Raw genomic sequence first — 23,602 nt, forward strand, 5'->3', positions numbered from 1 at the left:
GCTTACTTCCTCGCCGCCCAAGCGTTGAAGCGTTGTTCCAGCTGCTCGCTGTTGTCGGCCCAGAAGGCCACGTCGATCTGCACCTGGTTGGCGATGTTCTCAGGCGTGGTCGGCATGTCCTTCTTCACCTCGTCCGAGAGCAGGCTGACCGCCTTGGCGTTGGCCGGGCCATAGGCGATGTTCTCGGAGTAGATCTTCTGCTGCTCGGGCTGCACGCTGAAGGCGATGAACTTCTTCGCTTCGTCGGTATCCTTGGCGCCCCTCGGAATGGCCCAGGCGTCGAAGTCGTAGATGCCGCCGTTCCACACCACCTTGAGGTTGCTCTCCTTCTGCACCGCGGCGATGCGGCCGTTGTAGGCCGAGCTCATGACCACGTCACCCGAGGCCAGGTACTGGGGCGGCTGGGCACCGGCCTCCCACCACTGGATGCTCGGCTTGATCTCGTCGAGCTTCTTGAAGGCACGGTCCTGGCCTTCCTTGGTGGCCAGCACCTTGTACACATCCTTCGGCGCCACACCGTCGGCCATCAGGGCGAACTCCAGGGTGTACTTGGCCCCCTTGCGCAGGCCGCGCTTGCCCGGGAACTGCTTGGTGTCCCAGAAATCAGCCCAGCTGGTGGGCGCGGTCTTGAGCTTGTCGGCGTTGTAGGCCAGCACGGTGGACCAGACGAAGAAGCCCACGCCACAGGGTTGGATGGCGCCAGGCACGTAGTCGGCCTCATCGCCGAACAGGGCCGGGTCGAGCTCCTCGAACATGCCCTCGTCGCAACCACGGGCCAACTCTGGCGACTCCACCTCCACCAGGTTCCAGGACACGCTCTTGGTGTCGACCATGGCCTTGACCTTGGCCATTTCGCCGTTGTACTCACCGGCGATGATCTTGCCCTTGCCCGCCTTCTCCCATGGCTCGTAGAACGCCTTGACCTGGGCGGCCTTGTTCGCACCGCCGAAAGACACCACGGTCAGGTCGGCGGCCAGGGCCTGGCCGGCGGCGAACAGGCCAAGGGCCAGGGCGGTCAGTTTCAACTGCTTGCGCATTATTATTCTCTCCACAGTACAGGGTTGGTGAAGCAAACCATCAGTGGGCTTCGGCAATCGGATCGAGCGCGCGGGCGTGCTCCACCTCCCAGCCAAGCGGTACCACATCGCCCACGGCCAGGGCCGGGTCGAGCTCGGCAATCGGCTGCTTCACGAAGAAGTCGGCCTTGCCGCAGACTTCCAGGCGCACCCGCACGTGGTCGCCCAGGTAGATGAACTCGGCCACCCGGCCGGAGAAACGGTTGACGCAGCGCTCGCTGTGGCCGTTGAGGCGCACCCGCTCCGGGCGGATCGACAGGGTCACCGGCTCGCCCGCCGCCCCCACGTTCACCGCCAGCGCCTCGACCCGCTCGCCGCGGGGCAGCTGCACCTGACAGCGGTCGCCATCGTGCGACAGCAAGGTGCCGTTGAGGCGGTTGTTCTCGCCGATGAAGTTGGCGACGAAGGTGTTGCGCGGCTCTTCATAGAGGGTGCGCGGGTCGGCGATCTGCTGGATCTCGCCCTGGTGGAACACCGCCACCCGGTCGGACATGGTCAGCGCCTCGCCCTGGTCGTGGGTCACGTAGACCACGGTCACGCCCAGGCGCTGGTGGATGTGCTTGATCTCCATCTGCATGTGCTCGCGCAACTGCTTGTCGAGCGCGCCGAGCGGCTCGTCCATCAGCACCAGCTGCGGCTCGAACACCAGGGCGCGGGCCAGGGCCACCCGCTGCTGCTGGCCACCGGAGAGCTGGCCCGGGTAGCGCTTGGCGAAGGCATCGAGCTGGACCATGGCCAGTACCCGCTTGACCCGCTCGCTGATGTCGGTCTTGCTCAGGTTGCGCACGCTCAAGGGGAAGGCCAGGTTCTCTTCCACGGTCATGTGCGGGAACAGCGCGTAGTTCTGGAACACCATGCCGATGTCGCGTTTGTGCGGCGGCACGTTGTTGATCGAACGCCCGGCCAGCTGGATCTCGCCGGCGGTGGGGGTCTCGAAGCCGGCCAGCATCATCAGGCTGGTGGTCTTGCCCGAGCCGGACGGGCCGAGCAAGGTGAGGAACTCGCCCTTGCGGATGTCCAGGTTGAGGTCCTTGACGATCAGCGATTCGCCGTCGTAGCTCTTCTGTACACCCCGGAAAGCTACCAGCGTCTCGCCACCGGCAGCGTTCGAATTCACCTCGCTCATGCCTGCACCTTCTTCTTGGAATGACTGCGTGAGCCAAGACTAGAGAAGCGGCAAGCCCCCGGAAATCGGGGGTGCTGAGAGAATGCCATCATCCGGATGGAAGATTTGCTGTAGGGATTGCCCTACAAGCGTGACGGTTTCAGACATTCCAGCGGCCCGCCCCCATAGAGCTTGCGCCAACCGAAGGTGCTCTGCGCCGCAGCCCAGCCCCAATCGAAGGCCGGGCTTGCTCGCACAGGCCGGGAGCCCCCCGGGCTCACCCCATGTCGCAAACGGGACACTCACACCAGCTTGTGCTCCATGGCGTACTTCACCAGTTCCGCCAGTGAGTTGACCTTGAGCTTCTGCATCAGGCGCGCCTTGTGGGTGCTGATGGTCTTGCTGGAGAGCGCCAGTTGCTGGGCGATGTCGTTGACGTTGGCGCCCTGGGCCAGGCGCTCGAACACCGAGAACTCACGCTCCGAGAGCAGGGTATGCAGGGGTCGCGTCTCGGTCAGGCCGACCTCGAAGACCATGCGGTCGGCCAGTGCCGGGTCGATGTAGCGCCCACCGCCTGCCACGCGGCGGATGGCCGTCAGCAGCAGGGCAGGATCGCTGTCCTTGGTGGCGTAGCCAGCGGCGCCAGCCTTCAGGGCACGAGCGGCCATCTGCGCCTCGTCGTGCATCGACAGCACCAGGATTGCCGGCGGATTGCCCTGCGCCCGGATCCGCGCAATCGCCTCCAGGCCGTTCACCCCCGGCATGGAGATATCCAGCAACACCACCTCGCAGGGCGTATGGCGCAGGGTCTCGAGCAATTGCTCACCGTTGCCGGCCTCCCCCACCACCTGCATGTCCTTGGCCAGGCCGATCAACTGCTTGATGCCCTCGCGGACGATGGTGTGGTCTTCGGCCACCAGCACTCGAATCACGGTCGCTCTCCTAATCCAATGGTATGGCCACGCTCAGGCTGCTGCCCTCGCCCGGCTCGCTGTCCAGGGTCATGCTGCCGCCCAGCATCAGCACCCGCTCGCGTACGCCCACCAGGCCGAACGACGCCGGCCGGGACTGGTCGGTGCGAAACCCCACGCCATCATCGATGACGGTCATCCGCAGCGAGCCGTTTTCGCGCGCCAGCTCGATCTGCACGGTATGCGCCTGGGCATGGCGCATGACGTTGGTCAGCGCCTCCTGCAGGATGCGAAACAGCCCGGTGGCCTTGGCATCGCTCAATGGTGGCAGATTCTCCGGCACCTGTACCAGGCAGGGGATCTGCGTGCGTGCCTCGAAACGCCGTGCCTGCCATTCGACGGCCGAGGCAATGCCCGCATCGAGAATCGGCGGACGCAAGGCGCTCGCCACATCGCGCACCAGCTGGAACAACTGGGCGATCAGGCGTTTCATGCTGGCCAGGCGTTCGTTCAGGCCTGGGTCGAGTTCGGCGTAGGCCAGTTCGCACATGGAGACTTCGAGCTTGAGCACCGTGAGCATCTGCCCCAGTTCGTCATGCACCTCCCGGGCGATACGCGCCTTCTCTTCCTCGCGCACGCTTTCCAGGTGCGCCGACAGCTCGCGCAACTGTTCCTGCGAGCGCGCCAGCGCATGCTCGACCCGCTTGCTCTGGGTAATGTCCCAGACAATGCCATCCCACACCACTCGGCCATCGGGCAGGCGTCGGGTACTGGCCTTGATGTCGGCCCAGCGCTCCTCGCCCTGGCGCGTGAGGATGCGCCCTTGCCAGGACCAGTCCTGATCGCTGGCCAGGGCCAAGTCCTGGACGCGATGGTAGTCGGCGCGGTCCTGCGGGTGGACCAGATTGCGCAACCCCATGTCGGGGTGCTGGATGTCGGCGGGCGCGTAGCCGACCAACGCCTCGCTGCCTTCGCTGATGTAGGGGAACTCCAGGTCGCCCTCGGCGGGGTCGCGCTCCAGGCGGAACACCAGCCCCGGCACGTTGCCGGCGATCCCCTTGAGCCGCGCCTCGCTCTCGCGCAGAGCAGCCAGGGCGCGGCGGCGCTCGGTGACATCGGTGATGAACACCACCAGGTATTCGGCATCACGAAAGCGCAGGAAACTCAGCGACAGGTCCACCGGCAGCAGGTTGCCATCGGCACGCAGGCAATGGGTCTCGAACTGTTCGACGCCACCCTCGCCGGTGCGCACGCGCCTCCACAGCTCCAGCCAGCGGTCCATGTGCAAGGCCGGCTCGAAGTCGATCAGCGGCCGCTCCAGCAGCTCGCCCTCGCCACAGCCGAGCATGCGTTCGGCGGCATGGTTGGCGTAGCGGATATGGCTGTCCCAGTTGACCCAGAGGATACCCACGGTGCTCTGGTCGATGGAGAACTGGCTCAGGCGCAGCGCCTCTTCGCGCATCTGCCGTTCGGCCAGGTTTTCCCGTGCCGCCAGCAGGTTGCGCTCCAGCTGACGCTGCTGGCGGCGCTGCCAGACCAGCGTGGCCATGGCACAGAGCAACAACAGACCGAACAGCAGGGCGAGGTTCTGCCAAAAACCAGTGGTCTCGCTCAGGCGCGGGTACTTGGGTTGCAGCCAGCGCTGGTGCAGCTGCTCCAACTCCTTGGCCGGCATGGCCTGCAGGCCGCGCTCCAGGACATCGGCCAGCAAGGGCCAGTCGCGCCGCGAGCCGACCCGCAGCAACTGTGGCAGGCCAATGTCGCCGACCACCGCCAGGTCACCGAACTCTCCCTCCCGGGACAGCCGGCTGAGCTGGGCTTCGTCGAGCACTGCGTAGCTTGCCTGCGCCCCCAACACCAGCTGCAAGGCCTCGCGCTCATCGGGAACGCCTTGCAGGTTCAGGTTGCCATAGTTGCTTCGCAGGTAATCGGCCAGGGCACTGGGCATGCGCACCGCGACCCGGTCATTGGCACCCAGTTTCTCCAACTCGACCGCCACCGCGCCGGTGCGGGCACCGACCACCAGCTGTGGTATGCGCATGTAGGGGTCGCTGAACAGCCACAGGCGCAGGCTGGCCGGCGTTTGCATCAGCCCTGGCGCGAAATCGATCTCGCCGGCCTGCAAGGCATGCTCGAGGGCCGCCTGATCGCTGAAGTTGCGCCAGGTGAGGTCCAGCCGGAGTGCCCTCGCCAGCCAGTTCACCAACTCGACGTTGGCGCCATACAACTGCTGCAGGCGGCGATCGAACTGGGCATAGGGCGCCTGCAGCACCACACCGACCCGCAGGCTGCGGTGGTCGTCCAGCCATTGCTGCTGGGCCGGCTCCAGCACCACCGACGGCGCAGGCTCAGGCCTGGCCAGGGCGATCAAGGGCAGCCACAAACAGCCGATAACCAACAGGCGACGCACTCGCTTCATCTATACGCTCGTCTTGGCAAGGACGGCCATCTGCTTGGTCGTCACGGACAAATACTATTAGGCTGCCGGTATCATTCTGGCCTTGGGTTGATTCATGTTCACACTTTATCGCACGACGCTGGCCCTGTTCTGCCTGGCTTCGATCCTACCGCTCGGCGCACAGGCCGCCGAGGCCGAGCAACCAGACGCTGCCGCCAAGGCAGCAACCGCCCCCGCGCCACGCCCGCCCCTGGCCGAACGCAGCGAAGAAGACGCCCAGGCGCTCGAGCGCCTGGTGCCCAAAGCCGAACAGCAGACCTTGCAGGCCGGCGGCGAGAGCTTCCTGGCCTTGTGGAAACCGGCCAACGACAGTGATCCGAAGGGGGCGGTAATCATCGTCCCGGGTGCGGGAGAAAATGCTGACTGGCCCAAGGTGGTCGGCCCGCTGCGCCACAAGTTTCCCGATGTCGGCTGGCATAGCCTGAGCGTCAGCCTTCCCGACCTGGTCGTCGACAGCCCGCAGGCACGCGCCGAGCGCACGCCGGAAGCAGAGCCGACAGACAACCAGGGCGAGACCGCGCCAGCCCAGGACACCCCGGCCGACGCCAACGCCAACGTCGCCCAAGCCACCGCTGCCGAGGCCGACAGTGCACAAGGCACTGACGCCAGTGAAGCCGGGGAGCAAGGCGACCAAGCCGATGCCGAGCGCATCTTCGCCCGCCTCGACGCAGCGCTGGCCTATGCCCAGCAACACAACCCTCGCAGCATCGTCCTGCTCGGCCATGGCAGCGGCGCCTACTGGGCAGCGCGCTACCTGGGTGAGCGGCAACCGCCCCAGGTACAGAAGCTGGTGATGATCGCGGCGCAGACGCCAGCACGGGTGGAGCACGACCTGCAGAGCCTGGCGCCGCCCCTCAAGCTGCCCACCGCCGACCTCTACTACGCCACGCGCCCCCGCGACCGCCAGGCCGCCGAGCTGCGCCTGCAGGCCAGCAAGCGGCAGAAGGACAGCCAGTACCGGCAACTGTCGCTGATCGCCATGCCGGGTAACGCGGCGGCGGAGCAAGAGCAACTGTTCCGCCGGGTTCGAGGGTGGTTGATGCCGCAGGAGTGATTGCCGTTTCGAGTCGACCAGCAGGCTCATGGCGCTTGTCCCGTCAATAAGCCGCAAGCTCCAAGCCGCAAGCAGGTCCTGTGTCAAGGCGCCTACTTGCGGCTTTTCAGTCGTATAGAGTGGAGCTATCTACCCGGCTCATCTTGCAGCGTGCCGCTAAAGCTTGCAGCTGCTCAAAGCCCCCGCCGCTTGCGCACCAGGGCATAGGCTTGGTGCAACTCACGAGTACGCTCGGTCGCCTCACGCACCCGCGCGTCGCTCGCGCCACTACCGACCAGCTTGTCCGGGTGATGCCGGCTGAGCAGACGGCGGTAGGCCTGCTTCACCGCGTCGACATCGGTGTCGACCTCGACGCCAAGCAGGCGCAAGGCCGCCGCATAGGTCATCGCGCCACCTTCCGGTGCGCCCCTGCGGGGTTCGTATTCAAGGGACAGGGCCTGCACCTGGGGTCGCGTCAGCCCCATCGCCCGCCCCCACTCCAGCAACAGCTCACGCTCGCGCAGGCCTGCCTTGCCGTCGGCCCAGACCATCCGCCAACAGGCGCGCACCGTCCCTTCCGCGGCATGGGGCTGCTGGCTGATCCGTTGCAGGTGACGCGCCAGAGAATCCTTGCCCGACTTGCCACGGTTGAAGGCGGCAATCGCCCGGAGCCGCGCAGGCTCGGCCATGTGCAGGCGCGCCATCTCTTGACGCGCCTGCTGGATATGCCCTTCGCCAACCCGGCCATCGCTCTTGGCCAAGCGCCCGAGCAACACGAACAGCAGTTCTTCGTCCCGCAGCGCCGGGCGCCCGCCCAGGCGCTCTCGCACATCCTCCCAGCCCTGCAGGCGCAGGCGACGGTCCATGGCCTGGCCTAGCAGGGCACCCAGCAGGGCACCTGGGATGCTGGCCAGGGCAAAGCCGGCGCCGGCGCCTATCACCGTGCTCGGCCACCACATGTCAGTCGCACCCGACGATCAGGCGCTCGGCCTCGGCCAGGCGCTCCAGGGTCCCGACATCGACCCAGCGGCCACGGTAGTGCTCGCCGCTCACCCGCCCCTCGCCCATGGCCTTGCGCAGCAGTGGCGCCAGCTTGAAGGCACCGGGCTGGCAGCCTTCGAACAGTGCCGGGGCGAGCACCGAGATGCCGCTGAACGTCAGGGTATCGGCGGCCTCGTCACCGTCGAGGACTCGCTCGCCTTCCAGGCGGAAGTCACCGCGCCCGTGATGCCCGGGGTTGTCCACCAGCACCAGGTGCGCGAGCCCCTCCAGCGGAGTGCGCAGGCGGGTGAAGTCGTAGTCGGTCCAGATATCGCCATTGACCAGCAGGAACGGCGCCGTGCCCAGCAACGGCAGCGCCTTGAAGATCCCGCCACCGGTCTCGAGCGGCTCGCCCTCGGGCGAATAACGGATGCTCAGGCCGAAGCGTGAACCATCGCCCAGGTGGTCCTCGATCTGCTGGCCGAGCCAGGCATGGTTGATCACCACCTCGGTGAAACCTGCCCTGGCCAGTGCGCGCAGGTGGTACTCGATCAAGGGCTGGCCAGCGACAGGCACCAGTGGCTTGGGGGTGTGCAGGGTCAGGGGGCGCATGCGCTCGCCCTTGCCCGCCGCCAGGATCATCGCCTTCATGGGCGCGCCCCGGTCTGCAGCTCAGCGATCAGTTGGCCCAACTCGGCCAGCTCGGGCCGACGACCGATGACCTCTTCGATGTAGGCGAAGAAGCGTGGCACGTCGGCAAGGTAGCGGGGCTTGCCATCACGGTGGCAGATACGGGCGAAGATGCCGATCACCTTGAGGTGGCGCTGCACGCCCATCAGATCGCTGGCGCAGTGGAATGCCTCGAAGTCGTCCTGCACCGGGATACCCGCCTCGCGCGCCTTCTGCCAGTAGTCGCGCAGCCAGCCCTCGACACGGGTTTGGGGCCAACTGACGAAGGCATCCTTGAACAGGCAGGTGATGTCATAGGTCACCGGGCCGTAGACCGCGTCCTGGAAGTCCAGCACGCCTGGGTTGGGCTCGCTGCGCATCAGGTTGCGCGGCATATAGTCGCGGTGCACCAACACCTTGGGCTGGGCCAGGGCGCTGTCGATCAGCAGTTGGCTGACCCGCTCCCAGGCCGCCTGCTGGGCCTCGGAAAGCGCCAGGCCCAGGGCATGGCCGACGTACCACTGCGGGAACAGCTCCAGTTCGCGACGCAGCAAGGCAACATCGTAGCTCGGCAGCGGTGCTGTCATCGGCAGGCGCTGGAATGCCAGCAAGGCGTCGATGGCATCGGCGAACAGTGCATCGGCGTTGTCGGCGTCGATGATATCCAGGTAGGTCTGGCGGCCAAGATCCCCCAGCAGCAGGAAGCCACGCTCCAGGTCCTGGGCATGGATGATCGGCACGTGCACACCGGCGCTGGCCAGCAGGTGGTCGATATCGACGAAGGGGCGGCAGTTCTCCTGAGGTGGAGGCGCGTCCATGATCACGAAGCTATGATCGCCGCCCTGCCAGCGGAAATAGCGACGGAAACTCGCATCGCTACTGGCAGCGGTCAAGGTGCCTTCGGGCACTTCGCCCCAGGCGTTGTCATGGAAAAGAGGGTGGAGCTGCTCATCGAGCCAGGCGGTCAGTTGCTGCAGGCGTACATCGTGATCGGGCATTACAAGGGTCTCCGACGGCCCTAGCCGTCAAGCGGGTCATGCTTTATTATCCAGCATCTTTTCCAGACCATCGAGAGGCGTGCGGCCCCACACGCGGGCAGATGGCACGAAGGAAGCCCGGACTAATAAGATGGCATTGAAATCCCCCGCGTTTCGTAGAAAGTTCCCGCTGCTGGTGACTGGCGGCTTGCTGGCCCTGCAACCTCTGGCCACCCCCTATGTGGTGGCAGCCGAGCAGTTCGACTGCCAAGTGTCCGCCTCCGGTGGCTGGGACTGCAAGCCCAAGACCGCTGCCAGCAACCTGCCACCGCGTCCGGTGCACGAAGGCGCCGCCCCCAGCTCCAGCAGCGAGGGTACCGAGGCGCAGGTCGCCGAGGCCAGCGCCGAACCCAAGCCGGTCCTGGTCACCGAGAGCAAGGGCCGTGGCCTGAAGTCGCGCAGCGAAGACTACAGCCACCTGGACTGGGTCCCGCGCGAGAAGCTCACCCCTGCCCAGTTGGCCGAGACCGGCCCGTACTGCGCCGGTGCGTACATCGAGCCGGAACGCCCGGGCATGAACGACACCACGCCCAAGGACGAGTCGCCGACCTACCTGAACGCCAAGGTGTCCCGCTACCAGCAGGAACAGCAGATCGCCACGCTCGCCGGCGACGTGGTCATGCGCCAGGGCAGCATGCAGGTCGAGGCCGACGAGGCCAACCTGTACCAGGCCGAAAACCGGGGCGAGCTCAAGGGTAACGTCAAGCTGCGCGACAACGGCTCGCTGGTCGTTGGCGACCAGGCAGAAATCCAGCTGGACACCGGCGAAGCCCAGGTCGACAACGCCGAGTACGTGATGCACAAATCGCGCATCCGCGGTAATGCCCTGTACGCCAAGCGTGGCGAGAATGCCATCATTCGCCTCAAGGACGGCACCTACACCACCTGTGAGCCGAACAGCAACGCCTGGCAGCTCAAGGGCAACAACATCACCCTGAACCCGGCCACCGGCTTCGGTACCGCGACCAACGTCACCCTGCGGGTCAAGGATTTCCCGGTGTTCTATACACCGTACATCTACTTCCCGATCGACGATCGTCGCCAGTCCGGCTTCCTGCCGCCGTCGTTCAGCACCAGCAGCGACACCGGCTTCATGCTGGTCACGCCGTACTACTTCAACCTGGCGCCGAACTACGACGCCACGTTGTACCCACGCTACATGACCAAGCGTGGCCTGCTGATGGAAGGCGAGTTCCGCTACCTGACCAAGTCCAGCGAAGGCCAGTTCGGCGGCGCGTACCTGAACGACCAGGACGATGACCGCAAGGACCAGACCGACTACAAGGACCAACGCTGGATGGTCAACTGGCAGCACAAGGGCGGCCTGGATTCGCGGTTGATGACCGAGGTGGACTACACCGACATCAGCGATCCGTTCTACTTCCAGGATCTGGAGTCGGATCAGATTGGGGTCGAGAGTAAGGATGTCGTCGACCAGCGCGGTACACTAACCTATCGCGGAGAGGGCTATGTCGCTCGGCTGAACGCCCATGCCTACGAAATGGCGACCATCTCCCGCATCACGCCATACGACAGGCTGCCGCAGATCACCTTCAATGGCATGCTGCCGTACCATCCGGGCGGGTTCGACTTCAGTTACCAAACCGAAGCGGTTCGCTTCGACCGTGATCTGAAGGATGACTTCGTTCGCGATGAGGATGGCAACCCGGATAGTTCGGCAGGCGCACCAGGTAAGCGCCTTGACGAGAACATCTTCGGTTTGGCCCGTGCCAATGGCACCCGCCTGAACGTGGCCCCGGCAATCAGCTTGCCCATGGAGGCCAGCTACGGCTTCATCACGCCGAAGCTTAAGTATGTATACACCCACTACGACCTCGACTTGGACAGCAAGGGCAAGAACGACTTGGCCATTGCCACTGACGAAGTCCGCGACCTGCGAGGCGACTTCTCCAGCAGCCAGAACCGCAGCGTTCCAGTCTTCAGCGTCGACAGCGGCCTGTACTTCGATCGCAGCACCCAGTGGTTCGGCAAGAACTATCGCCAAACCCTGGAACCGCGGTTGTTCTACCTCTACGTTCCGTATGAGGATCAGAAGGATATTCCCGTCTTCGATACTGGCGAAACCTACTTCAACTACTCGTCGCTGTTCCGCGACAACCGCTTCAGCGGCTCTGACCGTATCGGTGACGAGAATAAACTGTCGCTGGGTGTGACCAACCGCTGGATCGAGGAAAATGGCTTCGAGCGTCAGCGTTTCAGCATTGGCCAAGCGTTCTATTTCAAAGACCGCAAGGTCCAGCTGCCAGGCATCGACTGGCGTACCCGCGACGACTCGCAATCGGACGTGTCACCTTACGCCCTGGAGTACCAGTACGCCTTCAACCGCGACTGGCGCTTCAACTCCGACTACAACTGGGACCCGGACAGCCGCAGCCCTCGCTCGGGCAGCGCCATGTTCCACTACCAGCCTGAGGACAATCCGAACAAGATCGTCAACCTGGGCTACCGCTACCGCAACGACCTGGTCCGCTACGACTCGCTGACCGGACGTTGGCAGGTGGGCGGCGGCGACTACGGCACTCCAGGCAGCCCGAACTACATCAAGGACTACTACAAGATCGAGCAACACGACTTCTCGGTCATCTGGCCAATCGTGCCGCAGTGGAGCGTGATCGGTCGCTGGCAGCACGATTACAACCGCAACCGTACCCTGGAAGCCATGGGTGGCTTCGAGTACGACAACTGCTGCTGGAAACTGCGCTTGATCAACCGCTACTGGCTCGACTACGACGACTTCAGCCAGGCCGTTCCGCAGAATGAAAAAGGCGACCACGGCGTCTTCCTGCAAATCGTGCTCAAAGGCCTCGGTGGCGTAGTGGGCAACAAGGTCGAGTCGTTCCTCGACGAAGGCATTCAAGGTTACCGTACACGTGAAGAGCAAGCTTATTGATCGACTGCGCCCGCTGATGCTGGGCGCTGTATTGCTGAGTGGCGCGGTGCATGCCGCGGTGCAACCCCTGGACCGGGTCGTGGCTATCGTCGACAACGACGTAGTCATGCAGAGCCAGCTGGACCAGCGTATCCGTGAAGTGCAGCAGACCATCGCCAAGCGCGGCGGTGGCACGCCACCGCCCGGAGCCCTGGAGCAGCAGGTCCTGGAGCGCCTGATCGTCGAGAACCTGCAACTGCAGATCGGCGAACGCTCGGGCATCCGCATCACCGACGAGGAACTCAACCAGGCCATCGCCACCATTGCCCAGCGCAACGGCATGACCCTGGAGCAGTTCCGCGCCGCCCTGGCCCAGGACGGCCTGTCGTTCGACGACGCCCGCGACCAGGTCAAGCGCGAGATGATCATCAGCCGCGTGCGCCAGCGCCGCGTGGCCGAGCGCATCCAGGTCTCGGAGCAGGAAGTGAAGAACTTCCTCAACTCCGACCTGGGCAAGATGCAGCTGTCCGAGGAATACCGCCTGGCCAACATCCTCATCCCCACCCCGGAAAGCGCCAATTCCAGCGCCATCCAGGCGGCTGCCCAGCAGGCTGGCGAGGTCTACCAGCAGCTCAAGCAGGGTGCCGACTTCGGCCAGATGGCCATCGCCCGCTCGGCCAGCGAGAACGCCCTGGAAGGCGGCGAGATGGGCTGGCGCAAGGCCGGCCAGTTGCCGCCAGACTTCGCCGGCCTGCTCAGCAGCATGGCCGTGGGTGACATCACCCAGCCGATCCGCATCCCCAACGGCTTCATCATCCTCAAGCTCGAGGAGAAGCGTGGCGGTGGCAACGTCCTGCGTGACGAGGTGCATGTCCGTCACATCCTGATCAAGCCCAGTGAGATCCGTAGCGAAGCGGCTACCCAACAGCTGGCCGAACGCCTGTACGAGCGCATCAGGAACGGCGAAGACTTCGCCGAGCTGGCGAAGAGCTTCTCGGAAGACCCGGGTTCGGCGCTCAACGGCGGCGACCTCAACTGGGTCGACCCCAACAGCCTGGTGCCGGAGTTCCGCGAAGTGATGACCAGCGCCCCCCAGGGCGAGGTGTCCCGTCCGTTCCGCAGCCAATACGGCTGGCATGTGCTCGAAGTACTGGGCCGCCGCGCCACCGACAGCACCGAACAGGCCCGCGAGCAGCAGGCCATGAACGTCCTGCGCAACCGCAAGTACGACGAAGAGCTGCAGACCTGGCTGCGCCAGATCCGCGACGAAGCCTACGTTGAAATCAAGCTGCCTGGCGCCGACCAGGCCGCCCAGTGAAGCCCCTGCGCTTCGCCGTCACGCCCGGCGAGCCGGCCGGCATAGGTCCAGACCTGTGCCTGCTGCTCGCCGCCGAGGCCCAGCCCCACCCCCTGATCGCCATCACCAGCCGTGACCTGCTCGCCGAGCGGGCCACTCAACTGGGGCTGGCCGTCAACCTGCTGCCCGTCTCGGTAGACGCCTGGCCCGACCAGCCGGCTCCCGCCGGCAGCCTGTACGTCTGGGATACGCCGCTGGCCGCAAAGGTGGTGCCGGGGCAACTGGACAAGGCCAACGCTGCCTTCGTCCTGGAAACCCTGACCCGGGCCGGCCAAGGCTGCCTGGACGGGCATTTCGCCGGCATGATCACCGCCCCCGTGCACAAGGGCGTGATCAACGAAAGCGGCATCGCCTTCTCCGGCCACACCGAATTCCTTGCCGACCTGACCCACACCGCCCAGGTGGTGATGATGCTCGCCACCCACGGCTTGCGCGTGGCCCTGGTGACCACCCACCTGCCCCTGCGCGAGATCGCCGACGCCATCAGCGCCGAGCGCCTGGAGCGTGTCACGCGCATCCTGCATGCCGACCTGCGCGACAAGTTCGGCATCGCCAATCCGCGCATCCTGGTCTGCGGCCTCAACCCGCATGCCGGTGAGGGCGGCCATCTGGGCCGCGAAGAAATCGACATCATCGAGCCCACACTGCAGCGCCTGCGCAACGAAGGCATGGACCTGCGCGGCCCGCTGCCGGCCGATACCCTGTTCACCCCCAAATACCTGGAGCACTGCGACGCAGTGCTGGCGATGTACCACGACCAGGGCCTGCCCGTACTCAAGTACAAAGGCTTCGGCGCCGCCGTCAACGTAACCCTGGGCCTGCCGATCATCCGCACGTCGGTCGATCACGGCACCGCCCTGGACCTGGCCGGCACCGGCAAGGTCGACACCGGCAGCCTGCGCGTCGCCCTGGAAACCGCCTACCAGATGGCCGAGAACCGACCATGAACGAGCAATACCAACACCGGGCGCGCAAGCGCTTCGGCCAGAACTTCCTGCATGACGCCGGGATCATCGACCGCATCCTGCGGGCGATCAACGCCAAGGCCGGCGAGCACCTGCTGGAGATCGGCCCAGGCCAGGGCGCCCTCACCGAGGGCCTGCTGGGCAGCGGCGCACAGCTGGACGTCGTGGAGCTGGACAAGGACTTGGTGCCGATCCTCCAGCACAAGTTCGCAGGCAACCCCAACTTCCGCCTGCACCAGGGCGACGCCCTGAAGTTCGACTTCAACCAGTTGGGCGTGCCGCCACGCAGCCTCAAGGTCGTGGGCAACCTGCCCTACAACATCTCCACGCCGCTGATCTTCCACTTGCTGGAGCATGCCGGGCTGATCCGCGACATGCATTTCATGCTGCAGAAGGAAGTGGTCGAGCGCCTGGCTGCGGGCCCCGGCGGTGGAGACTGGGGCCGCCTGTCGATCATGGTGCAGTACCACTGCCGGGTCGAGCACCTGTTCAATGTCGGCCCGGGCGCCTTCAACCCGCCGCCGAAGGTGGATTCGGCCATCGTGCGCCTGGTCCCCCACGAGACCCTGCCCCATCCTGCCAAGGACCCGCGCCTGCTCGAGCGTATCGTCCGCGAAGCCTTCAACCAGCGCCGCAAGACGCTGCGCAATACCCTCAAGGGGCTGCTCGACAGCCAGGCCATCGAAGCGGCGGGCGTCGATGGCAGCCTGCGACCGGAGCAACTCGACCTGGCCGCCTTCGTGCGCCTGGCTGACCAGCTGGCAGAGCAGCAGGGCAGCGCCTTGTAATCATGGGGCTGCGTTGCAGCCCATCGCCGGCAAGCCCCACAGGTGCCCTGCACGGCACATGGCACGTGAACACCGCTGCCACCTGTGAGAGCGGGCTTGCCTGCAAATGGGCCCCGGCAGTCACCGACCGCCCGCACAACTGGCCTACACCCCCGCCAATGGCCTAGACTGCACCCATTGCCGTATTTGCGTCCGTTCGTCCAAGGCCTTTGCATGTCCGACCCCCGCTACCAGATCGACGTCAGCGTCGTCACCCGCTATCTCACAGAACAATCCGACCCCGACAACGACCGTTTCGCCTTCGCCTACACCATCACGGTGCAGAACAACGGCTCGGTCAAGGCCCGATTGATGTCACGCCATTGGCTGATCACCAACGGCGACGGCGAGGTCGAGGAAGTACGCGGCGCCGGCGTGGTCGGCCAGCAGCCACTCATCGAGCCGGGCCAGAGCCACACCTACAGCAGCGGCGCGGTGATCACCACCCGCGTCGGCACCATGCAGGGCAGCTACCAGATGCTCGCCGAGGACGGTCAGCACTTCGATGCCCTCATCGCCCCCTTCCGCCTGGCCGTACCGGGAGCCTTGCACTGATGGCGGTGTATGCGGTCGGCGACCTGCAAGGCTGCCTGCAGCCACTGAAGTGCCTGCTCGAACGGGTACGCTTCGACCCAACGGTCGATCGTCTCTGGCTGGTCGGCGACCTGGTCAACCGTGGCCCCGAGTCGCTGGAAACCTTGCGCTTTCTCTATGGCATCCGCGATTCGCTGGTCTGCGTGCTCGGCAACCATGACCTGCACCTGCTGGCCGCCTGGCACAACGTCGAACGCCTGAAGAAAAGCGATACCCTGCGCGAAATCATCGAGGCACCGGACGCCGACCAATTGTTCGACTGGCTGCGCCGGCAGAAACTGCTGCACTACGACGAGCCCCGAGGCATCGCCATGGTTCATGCCGGCATCCCGCCCCAGTGGACCTTGGGCAAGGCGCTGGAGCTGGCCGCCGAGGTGGAGGAAGTCCTGCACGACGACAGCCGCCTGAAACTGTACCTGGATGGCATGTACGGCAACGAGCCGAACAAGTGGAGCAAGAGCCTGACCGGCATAGAACGCCTGCGGGTCATCACCAACTACTTCACCCGCATGCGCTTCTGCACCGCCGAAGGCAAGCTCGACCTCAAGAGCAAGGAAGGCCCAGGCAGCGCGCCCAAGGGCTACAAGCCCTGGTTCGCCCACAAGGATCGCCGTTCACGCCACGTGAAGATCATCTTCGGCCATTGGGCCGCCCTCGAGGGGCGTGTCGACGTGCCCGACGTCATCGGCCTGGACACCGGCTGCGTGTGGGGCGGCGCGATGACCCTGTACAACGTCGACAGCGGCGAATTCCACCGCTGCGACTGCGCCGACGACGGCACCCCGCGCCCGCCGGCACAACCGGCTAGAATCAATGACCAGTCCTGAAGGAAACCGTCCCATGAGCGAATTCAAGCGCATCCCTCCCGAGCAGGCCCAGGCCCTGCGTGAGCAAGGTGCGGTGGTCGTCGACATCCGCGACCCGCAGTCTTTCGCCGCCGGGCACATCGCCGGCGCCACACATCTGGATAACCATTCGGTCGCCGAGTTCATTCGCAATGCCGACCTCGATGCACCGACCCTGGTGGTCTGCTACCACGGCAATTCCAGCCAGAGCGCCGCCGCCTATCTGGTCGGCCAGGGCTTCTCCGATGTCTACAGCCTCGATGGCGGCTTCGAGCTGTGGCGCAGCACCTACCCGGCCGAAACGGCCCAGGGCACTGCCGAATAATTTTTTTATTTTTCCTGCAGCCCGCGCCCCATGCGGGCTCGGGCATCAGCTGACGAACGGTCGTGGGCATCTTCTCGACCTCGTGCCCTTGACCTTGCGTATAACCAACTATCCTTAAGCCCAGGCCATCCAAAAAAGGGGAGAGCCGGTACACCGGCGTGCGGGTCATCGGTAGCGTTTCTACGGGTGTTCTGGGGGGTATACAGCAATCGGCCAGCCCGGTTGCATGCCAGCATCAGCTGACTGATCCGGCGTCGGCTCCACGTATCGAGCGAGGTGACGTCATGAGCATTTTTAGCCACTTCCAACAACGTTTCGAGTCAACCCGCCAGGAAGAACTCTCGCTGCAGGAGTACCTCGAGCTGTGCAAAGAGGATCGCAGCGCCTACGCTTCGGCGGCCGAACGGCTGTTGCTGGCCATCGGCGAACCGGAGCTGGTCGATACCTCAACGAACTCCAGGCTGTCGAGAATCTTCTCCAACAAGGTGATCCGTCGCTATCCGGCCTTTGCCGACTTCCATGGCATGGAAGAGTGCATCGACCAGATCGTGTCCTACTTCCGCCACGCCGCACAGGGCCTGGAGGAGAAGAAACAGATCCTGTACCTGCTGGGCCCGGTGGGTGGCGGTAAATCGTCCCTGGCCGAGAAGCTCAAGCAACTGATGGAAAAGGTGCCCTTCTATGCCATCAAGGGCTCGCCGGTGTTCGAATCCCCCCTGGGCCTGTTCAATGCGGCCGAAGACGGCGCCATTCTCGAGGAAGAGTTCGGCATCCCACGGCGCTACCTGAATACCATCATGTCGCCTTGGGCCACCAAGCGCCTGCAGGAGTTCGGCGGCGACATCTCCAAGTTCCGGGTGGTCAAGCTCTACCCTTCCATCCTTAACCAGATCGCCATCGCCAAGACCGAACCAGGCGACGAGAACAACCAGGACATCTCCGCGCTGGTGGGCAAGGTGGATATCCGCAAGCTCGAGGAATTCCCGCAGAACGACGCCGACGCCTACAGCTATTCGGGCGCCCTGTGCCGGGCCAACCAGGGCCTGATGGAATTCGTCGAGATGTTCAAGGCGCCGATCAAGGTCCTGCACCCGCTGCTGACCGCCACGCAAGAGGGCAACTACAACAGCACCGAAGGCCTGGGCGCGATCCCCTACTCCGGGATCCTGCTGGCCCACTCCAACGAGTCGGAGTGGCACACCTTCCGTAACAACAAGAACAACGAGGCATTCATCGACCGGATCTACATCGTCAAGGTGCCGTACTGCCTGCGCGTCAGCGACGAGGTCAAGATCTACGACAAACTGCTGGTCAACAGCTCGCTGGCCAAGGCCCACTGCGCACCGGACACCCTCAAGATGCTCGCCCAGTTCACCGTACTGTCGCGCCTCAAGGAGCCGGAGAACTCCAACATCTACTCGAAGATGCGCGTGTACGACGGCGAGAACCTCAAGGACACCGATCCGAAGGCCAAGTCGATCCAGGAATACCGCGATGCCGCGGGCGTCGACGAAGGCATGAACGGCCTGTCGACCCGTTTCGCCTTCAAGATCCTCTCCAAGGTCTTCAACTTCGACCCCCACGAAGTGGCAGCCAACCCGGTGCACTTGCTCTACGTGCTGGAACAGCAGATCGAACAGGAGCAGTTCCCTGCCGAAGTGCGTGAGCGCTACCTGCGCTATCTCAAGGAATACCTGGCACCGCGCTACATCGAGTTCATCGGCAAGGAGATCCAGACCGCCTACCTGGAGTCCTACAGCGAATACGGCCAGAACATCTTCGACCGCTACGTGCTGTACGCCGACTTCTGGATCCAGGACCAGGAATACCGCGACCCGGAAACCGGCGAGATCCTCAACCGCATCGCCCTCAACGAGGAGCTGGAGAAGATCGAGAAACCGGCCGGCATCAGCAACCCGAAGGACTTCCGCAACGAGATCGTCAACTTCGTGCTGCGTGCCCGTGCCAACAACAATGGCAAGAACCCGAGCTGGCTGAGCTATGAGAAGCTGCGGGTGGTGATCGAGAAGAAAATGTTCTCCAACACCGAGGACCTGCTGCCGGTCATCAGCTTCAACGCCAAGGCCAGCAAGGAGGACCAACAGAAACACAACGACTTCGTCACCCGGATGGTGGAGCGTGGCTACACCGACAAACAGGTACGCCTGCTGTCGGAATGGTATCTGCGGGTCAGGAAATCGCAATAAAGCGGCAAGCTACAAGCCGCGGGCTGCAAGCTGTCCAGCGCCGAACCTGCTACAGGCGCGACAGCTTGCGGCAGCGGGGGCTGCTTTGTCTTGCAGCTTGTCGCTTGAAGCTCGCAGCTGCTTCCAGCTACCGGAGGGCCCATGAGCTACGTAATCGACCGACGCCTGAACGGCAAGAACAAGAGCACGGTCAACCGCCAGCGTTTCCTGCGGCGTTACCGTGAGCACATCAAGAAAGCCGTCGAAGAGGCCGTAAGCCGCCGTTCCATCATGGACATGGAGCATGGCGAGCAGATCAGCATCCCGGCGCGGGATATCGACGAGCCGGTGCTGCACCATGGTCGTGGCGGCAAGCAGACCATCGTCCACCCGGGCAACAAGGAATTCACCGCCGGCGAACACATCCCGCGCCCCCAGGGTGGCGGAGGTGGCGGCGGGCGTGGCAAGGCCGGCAACTCCGGCGAAGGCATGGACGACTTCGTCTTCCAGATCACCCAGGAGGAATTCCTCGAGTTCATGTTCGAGGACCTGGAGCTGCCCAACTTGGTCAAGCGCCACCTGACCGGCGCCGACACCTTCAAGACCGTGCGCGCAGGCATCGCCAACGAAGGCAACCCGTCGCGCATCAACATCGTGCGCACCCTGCGCTCGGCCCATGCCCGGCGCATCGCCCTGACCGGCAGCAGCCGCGCCCTGTTGCGCGAGGCCCAGGCCGAGCTGGCCCGCCTGAAGGTCGAGGAGCCCGACAACTTCACCGATATCCAGGCAACCGAAGCGGAAATCGAACGCCTCAAGGCGCGCATCAACCGCCTGCCCTTTCTCGACACCTTCGACCTCAAGTACAACCTGCTGGTCAAGCAGCCCAACCCCAGCTCCAAGGCGGTGATGTTCTGCCTGATGGACGTCTCCGGCTCCATGACCCAGGCCACCAAGGACATCGCCAAGCGCTTCTTCATCCTGCTCTACCTGTTCCTCAAGCGAAACTACGATCGCATCGAGGTGGTATTCATCCGCCACCACACCAGCGCCCGCGAGGTCGACGAGGAAGAATTCTTCTACTCTCGGGAGACCGGCGGCACCATCGTTTCCAGCGCGCTCAAGCTGATGCAGGAAATCATGGCCGACCGCTACCCGGCCAATGAATGGAACATCTATGCCGCCCAGGCCTCGGACGGCGATAACTGGAACGATGACTCGCCGATCTGCCGCGACATCCTCGCCAACCAGATCATGCCGCATGTGCAGTACTACACTTATGTCGAGATCACCCCTCGCGAGCATCAGGCGCTATGGTACGAATACGAGCGCATCGGCGAGGCCTATCCCGACACGTTCGCCCAGCAGCAGTTGGTATCGGCCGGCGACATCTACCCGGTCTTCCGTGAACTCTTCCAGCGCAGGTTAGCCACATGACCGCCAGAGCACAGAGACGCCAACCCATTTCCACCGGATCGGAGTGGACGTTCGAGTTGATCCAGGCCTACGACCGGGAAATCAGCCGCCTGGCCGAGCGTTACGCCCTGGACACCTACCCCAACCAGATCGAGGTGATCACCGCCGAGCAGATGATGGACGCCTATGCCTCCGTCGGCATGCCCCTCGGTTATCACCATTGGTCCTATGGCAAGCAGTTCCTCAGCACGGAAAAGTCCTATAGCCGCGGCCAGATGGGCCTGGCGTACGAGATCGTGATCAACTCCGACCCCTGCATCGCCTACCTCATGGAAGAGAACACCATGTGCATGCAGGCGCTGGTGATCGCCCATGCCTGCTATGGCCACAACAGTTTCTTCAAGGGCAACTACCTGTTCCGCACCTGGACCGACGCCAGCTCGATCATCGATTACCTAGTCTTCGCCAAGCAGTACATCGCCCAATGCGAGGAGCGCCACGGCATCGATGCCGTCGAGGACCTGATCGACTCCTGCCATGCCCTGATGAACTACGGGGTCGACCGCTACAAGCGCCCCTACCCGATCTCGGCCGAGGAAGAGCGCCGTCGACAGAAAGAGCGTGAGGAACACCTGCAACGACAGATCAATGACCTGTGGCGCACCATTCCCAAGGGTGCGGAAAAGGGCGGCGAACGGGATGATGTACGCTTCCCCGCCGAACCACAGGAAAACATCCTCTACTTCATCGAAAAGCACGCCCCGCTGCTCGAACCCTGGCAACGTGAAGTGGTGCGCATCGTGCGCAAGATCGCCCAGTACTTCTACCCACAGCGCCAGACCCAGGTGATGAACGAAGGCTGGGCCACGTTCTGGCACTACACCCTGATGAACGACCTGTACGACGAAGGGCTGGTGACCGACGGGTTCATCATGGAGTTCCTGCAGTCACACACCAGCGTGGTGTTCCAGCCAGGCTTCGACAGCCCCTACTACAGCGGTATCAACCCTTATGCCCTGGGTTTTGCCATGTACACCGACATCCGTCGTATGTGCGAGAACCCCACCGAGGAAGATCGCCGCTGGTTCCCCGACATTGCCGGCAGCGATTGGCTTTCTACCCTCAAGTTCGCCATGAGCAGCTTCAAGGACGAGAGCTTCATCCTGCAATACCTGTCACCCAAGGTGATCCGCGACCTCAAGCTGTTCAGCATCCTCGACGACGACCAACGCGACGACCTGCTGGTCCCAGCGATCCACGACGAGGCCGGCTACCGGCTGATCCGCGAACAACTGGCCGCCCAGTACAACCTAGGCAACCGCGAGCCCAACGTGCAGATCTGGAGCATCGACCGTCGCGGCGACCGCTCCCTGACCCTGCGCCATCAACAGCACAACCGCAAGCCGCTGGGCGACTCCACCGAGGAAGTGCTCAAGCACCTGCATCGCCTCTGGGGCTTCGACATCCACCTGGAAACCGTTCAGGGCGACCAGGTGATGAAGACCCACCACATGCCGCCGCGTGGCGAACAAGGCGAAGCGAGCGAATACGGCCGCCTGGACCTGGCCGTGGTGCATCACCTCTAGCAGGCGCACCTCCATTGCTGTCGACAGGGTATCCTGTGGGCAGTAATGGAGGTTTCTCATGCAGATCTACAAAGTCGGTGGCGCGGTGCGCGACCGCTTGCTCGGTCGCCCGGTCAGCGATATCGACTGGCTGGTGGTCGGCGCCACGGTCGAACAGATGCAGGCCCTGGGCTTTCGCCCGGTCGGTGCTGATTTCCCGGTATTCATCCATCCCAGGACCGGCGAGGAGTACGCCCTGGCGCGCACCGAACGCAAGAGCGGACGTGGCTATGGCGGATTCACCTTCCATGCCAGCCCCGAGGTGACTCTCGAAGAGGACCTGATCCGCCGCGACCTGACCATCAACGCCATGGCCGAGGACGAGCAGGGCACGCTGTGCGACCCCTACCATGGTAAGGAAGACCTGGAACGGCGCATATTACGCCACGTTTCCCCGGCGTTCGCCGAAGATCCCTTGCGCGTTCTGCGGGTGGCCCGCTTTGCCGCGCGCTATGCCCCGCTGGGTTTTCGCGTGGCCGAGGAAACCCTCGAGCTGATGCGCCAGATCAGCGCCTCGGGCGAGCTGCAGGCGCTGACCGCCGAGCGTAGCTGGAAGGAAATCGAGCGAGCGCTGATGGAAGACCAGCCACAGGTGTTCATCCAGGTATTGCGTGCGTGTGACGCCCTGGCGGAACTGATGCCCGAGGTCGATGCGCTGTTCGAACAACCAACCGGGCTCGACAGCGGCAGCCATACCCTCGCGGTCCTGCAACAGGCCGCTCGGCACCGGCAACCGCTGAATGTACGCTGGGCTTGCCTGTTGCACGCTCTGGGCCTGGCGCAGATCGAAGCGATGAATCAGCGCTTCAAGGCCCCCCGGGAATGCCAGGAACTGGCGCAGTTGGTTGGCAAGTGCCACACCTCTTTCCAACGAGCCCTTGAATTACCCGCTGGGGCGCTGTTGGAACTGCTGCACACGTTCGACGTATACCGCCGCCCGCAACGCTTCGAGGACTTCATCGCGGCCTGCGAGATGGATGCAGGTGCACGCCTGGGGCTGGAAAGCGGGGATTATCCACAGGCCGGTTACCTGCGTGGCGCCGCGGCGGTGGCCAAGGAGGTCGATGTGAAGTGCCTGGTGGAGCGAGGCCTGACCGGGCAAGCGCTGGGCGAGGCGCTCAAGGGAGAGCGACTGAAGGCGCTGGAAGCCTACAAACGACAATACGAAGCGTAGAAACCCTAGGCACTCATGCTTGCCCATGCACGGGCAAGCCCGCTGCCACAGGGCCCTGCACGCCTTGTGGGACGTGCCTCGATGCCAGCCTGCATTGGGCCGCTCAATGCCTTGACTGACCAGCACCGAGG

Annotated in this window: 19 protein-coding genes; 12 read left to right on the forward strand and 7 right to left on the reverse strand. The window is 64.2% G+C overall.

The window, feature by feature from the left end; genetic code table 11:
- Positions 1-2 precede the first annotated feature (2 nt).
- From WCE05_RS09765 to WCE05_RS09780, 4 genes are all read right to left on the reverse strand, one after another.
- Complete coding sequence (locus tag WCE05_RS09765; protein ID WP_225786425.1) at positions 3-1,037, reverse strand: ABC transporter substrate-binding protein; 1,035 nt, start codon at positions 1,035-1,037, stop codon at positions 3-5.
- A 40-nt stretch (positions 1,038-1,077) separates the two neighbouring features.
- On the reverse strand, positions 1,078-2,202 hold the full coding sequence (locus WCE05_RS09770) for an ABC transporter ATP-binding protein (protein WP_225786426.1): 1,125 nt from the start codon (positions 2,200-2,202) through the stop codon (positions 1,078-1,080).
- A gap of 281 nt (positions 2,203-2,483) precedes the next feature.
- Complete coding sequence (locus tag WCE05_RS09775; protein ID WP_225786427.1) at positions 2,484-3,113, reverse strand: response regulator transcription factor; 630 nt, start codon at positions 3,111-3,113, stop codon at positions 2,484-2,486.
- Positions 3,114-3,123: 10 nt separating this feature from the next.
- Positions 3,124-5,511, reverse strand: coding sequence for a transporter substrate-binding domain-containing protein (locus tag WCE05_RS09780; RefSeq protein WP_368815819.1), 2,388 nt, complete (start codon positions 5,509-5,511; stop codon positions 3,124-3,126).
- A 94-nt stretch (positions 5,512-5,605) separates the two neighbouring features.
- Between WCE05_RS09780 and WCE05_RS09785 the strand changes: the two genes are divergently transcribed.
- Positions 5,606-6,604, forward strand: a complete 999-nt coding sequence (locus WCE05_RS09785) for an alpha/beta hydrolase family protein (protein ID WP_368815820.1) — start codon at positions 5,606-5,608, stop codon at positions 6,602-6,604.
- A 173-nt stretch (positions 6,605-6,777) separates the two neighbouring features.
- Here WCE05_RS09785 and WCE05_RS09790 read toward each other — a convergent pair whose 3' ends face one another.
- Genes WCE05_RS09790 through WCE05_RS09800 form a run of 3 tightly spaced genes read right to left on the reverse strand, consistent with a single transcriptional unit; the run spans position 6,778 to position 9,231 of the window.
- On the reverse strand, positions 6,778-7,542 hold the full coding sequence (locus WCE05_RS09790) for a TerB family tellurite resistance protein (RefSeq protein WP_368815821.1): 765 nt from the start codon (positions 7,540-7,542) through the stop codon (positions 6,778-6,780).
- Position 7,543: 1 nt separating this feature from the next.
- Entirely contained in the window at positions 7,544-8,215 is a 672-nt protein-coding gene (gene murU / locus WCE05_RS09795; protein WP_225786431.1) for an N-acetylmuramate alpha-1-phosphate uridylyltransferase MurU, read from the reverse strand.
- Positions 8,212-9,231 (reverse strand): aminoglycoside phosphotransferase family protein, encoded by a 1,020-nt coding sequence (locus WCE05_RS09800; protein ID WP_253102138.1) that lies wholly within the window; start codon positions 9,229-9,231, stop codon positions 8,212-8,214. The genes murU and WCE05_RS09800 overlap by 4 nt, the downstream gene beginning before the upstream one ends.
- Before the next feature lie 130 nt (positions 9,232-9,361).
- On the opposite strand from WCE05_RS09800, the gene WCE05_RS09805 reads away from it, so the two are divergent.
- From WCE05_RS09805 to WCE05_RS09855, 11 genes are all read left to right on the forward strand, one after another.
- Positions 9,362-12,181, forward strand: a complete 2,820-nt coding sequence (locus tag WCE05_RS09805; RefSeq protein WP_368815822.1) for an LPS-assembly protein LptD — start codon at positions 9,362-9,364, stop codon at positions 12,179-12,181.
- Positions 12,162-13,478: a peptidylprolyl isomerase SurA gene (surA, locus tag WCE05_RS09810; RefSeq protein WP_225786434.1), complete on the forward strand. Its 1,317-nt coding sequence runs from the start codon at positions 12,162-12,164 to the stop codon at positions 13,476-13,478. The genes WCE05_RS09805 and surA overlap by 20 nt, the downstream gene beginning before the upstream one ends.
- The gene (gene pdxA / locus WCE05_RS09815) at positions 13,475-14,464 is read left to right on the forward strand and encodes a 4-hydroxythreonine-4-phosphate dehydrogenase PdxA (RefSeq protein ID WP_225786435.1); all 990 of its coding nucleotides are present in this window, start codon (positions 13,475-13,477) and stop codon (positions 14,462-14,464) included. Before surA ends, pdxA begins: the two co-directional genes overlap by 4 nt.
- Positions 14,461-15,270: a 16S rRNA (adenine(1518)-N(6)/adenine(1519)-N(6))-dimethyltransferase RsmA gene (rsmA, locus tag WCE05_RS09820; protein ID WP_253080182.1), complete on the forward strand. Its 810-nt coding sequence runs from the start codon at positions 14,461-14,463 to the stop codon at positions 15,268-15,270. Before pdxA ends, rsmA begins: the two co-directional genes overlap by 4 nt.
- Before the next feature lie 213 nt (positions 15,271-15,483).
- Entirely contained in the window at positions 15,484-15,864 is a 381-nt protein-coding gene (gene apaG / locus WCE05_RS09825) for a Co2+/Mg2+ efflux protein ApaG (RefSeq protein ID WP_225786437.1), read from the forward strand.
- Complete coding sequence (locus WCE05_RS09830) at positions 15,864-16,730, forward strand: symmetrical bis(5'-nucleosyl)-tetraphosphatase (protein WP_368815823.1); 867 nt, start codon at positions 15,864-15,866, stop codon at positions 16,728-16,730. The genes apaG and WCE05_RS09830 overlap by 1 nt, the downstream gene beginning before the upstream one ends.
- A gap of 13 nt (positions 16,731-16,743) precedes the next feature.
- A complete protein-coding gene (glpE, locus tag WCE05_RS09835) occupies positions 16,744-17,073 on the forward strand; it encodes a thiosulfate sulfurtransferase GlpE (RefSeq protein ID WP_225786439.1) in 330 nt (109 codons plus the stop codon).
- 284 nt (positions 17,074-17,357) lie between these two features.
- Positions 17,358-19,280 carry a PrkA family serine protein kinase gene (locus WCE05_RS09840; RefSeq protein WP_225786440.1) on the forward strand — a complete coding sequence of 641 codons (1,923 nt, stop codon included), beginning with the start codon at positions 17,358-17,360 and terminating at the stop codon, positions 19,278-19,280.
- Positions 19,281-19,421: 141 nt separating this feature from the next.
- The gene (locus tag WCE05_RS09845) at positions 19,422-20,693 is read left to right on the forward strand and encodes a YeaH/YhbH family protein (RefSeq protein ID WP_225786441.1); all 1,272 of its coding nucleotides are present in this window, start codon (positions 19,422-19,424) and stop codon (positions 20,691-20,693) included.
- On the forward strand, positions 20,690-22,258 hold the full coding sequence (locus WCE05_RS09850; protein ID WP_368815824.1) for a SpoVR family protein: 1,569 nt from the start codon (positions 20,690-20,692) through the stop codon (positions 22,256-22,258). The genes WCE05_RS09845 and WCE05_RS09850 overlap by 4 nt, the downstream gene beginning before the upstream one ends.
- 58 nt (positions 22,259-22,316) lie before the next feature.
- A complete protein-coding gene (locus tag WCE05_RS09855; RefSeq protein ID WP_368815825.1) occupies positions 22,317-23,471 on the forward strand; it encodes a multifunctional CCA addition/repair protein in 1,155 nt (384 codons plus the stop codon).
- Positions 23,472-23,602: the final 131 nt, after the last annotated feature.

This window comes from Pseudomonas sp. I2 (assembly GCF_040984075.1).
GTDB lineage: Bacteria > Pseudomonadota > Gammaproteobacteria > Pseudomonadales > Pseudomonadaceae > Aquipseudomonas > Aquipseudomonas guariconensis_B.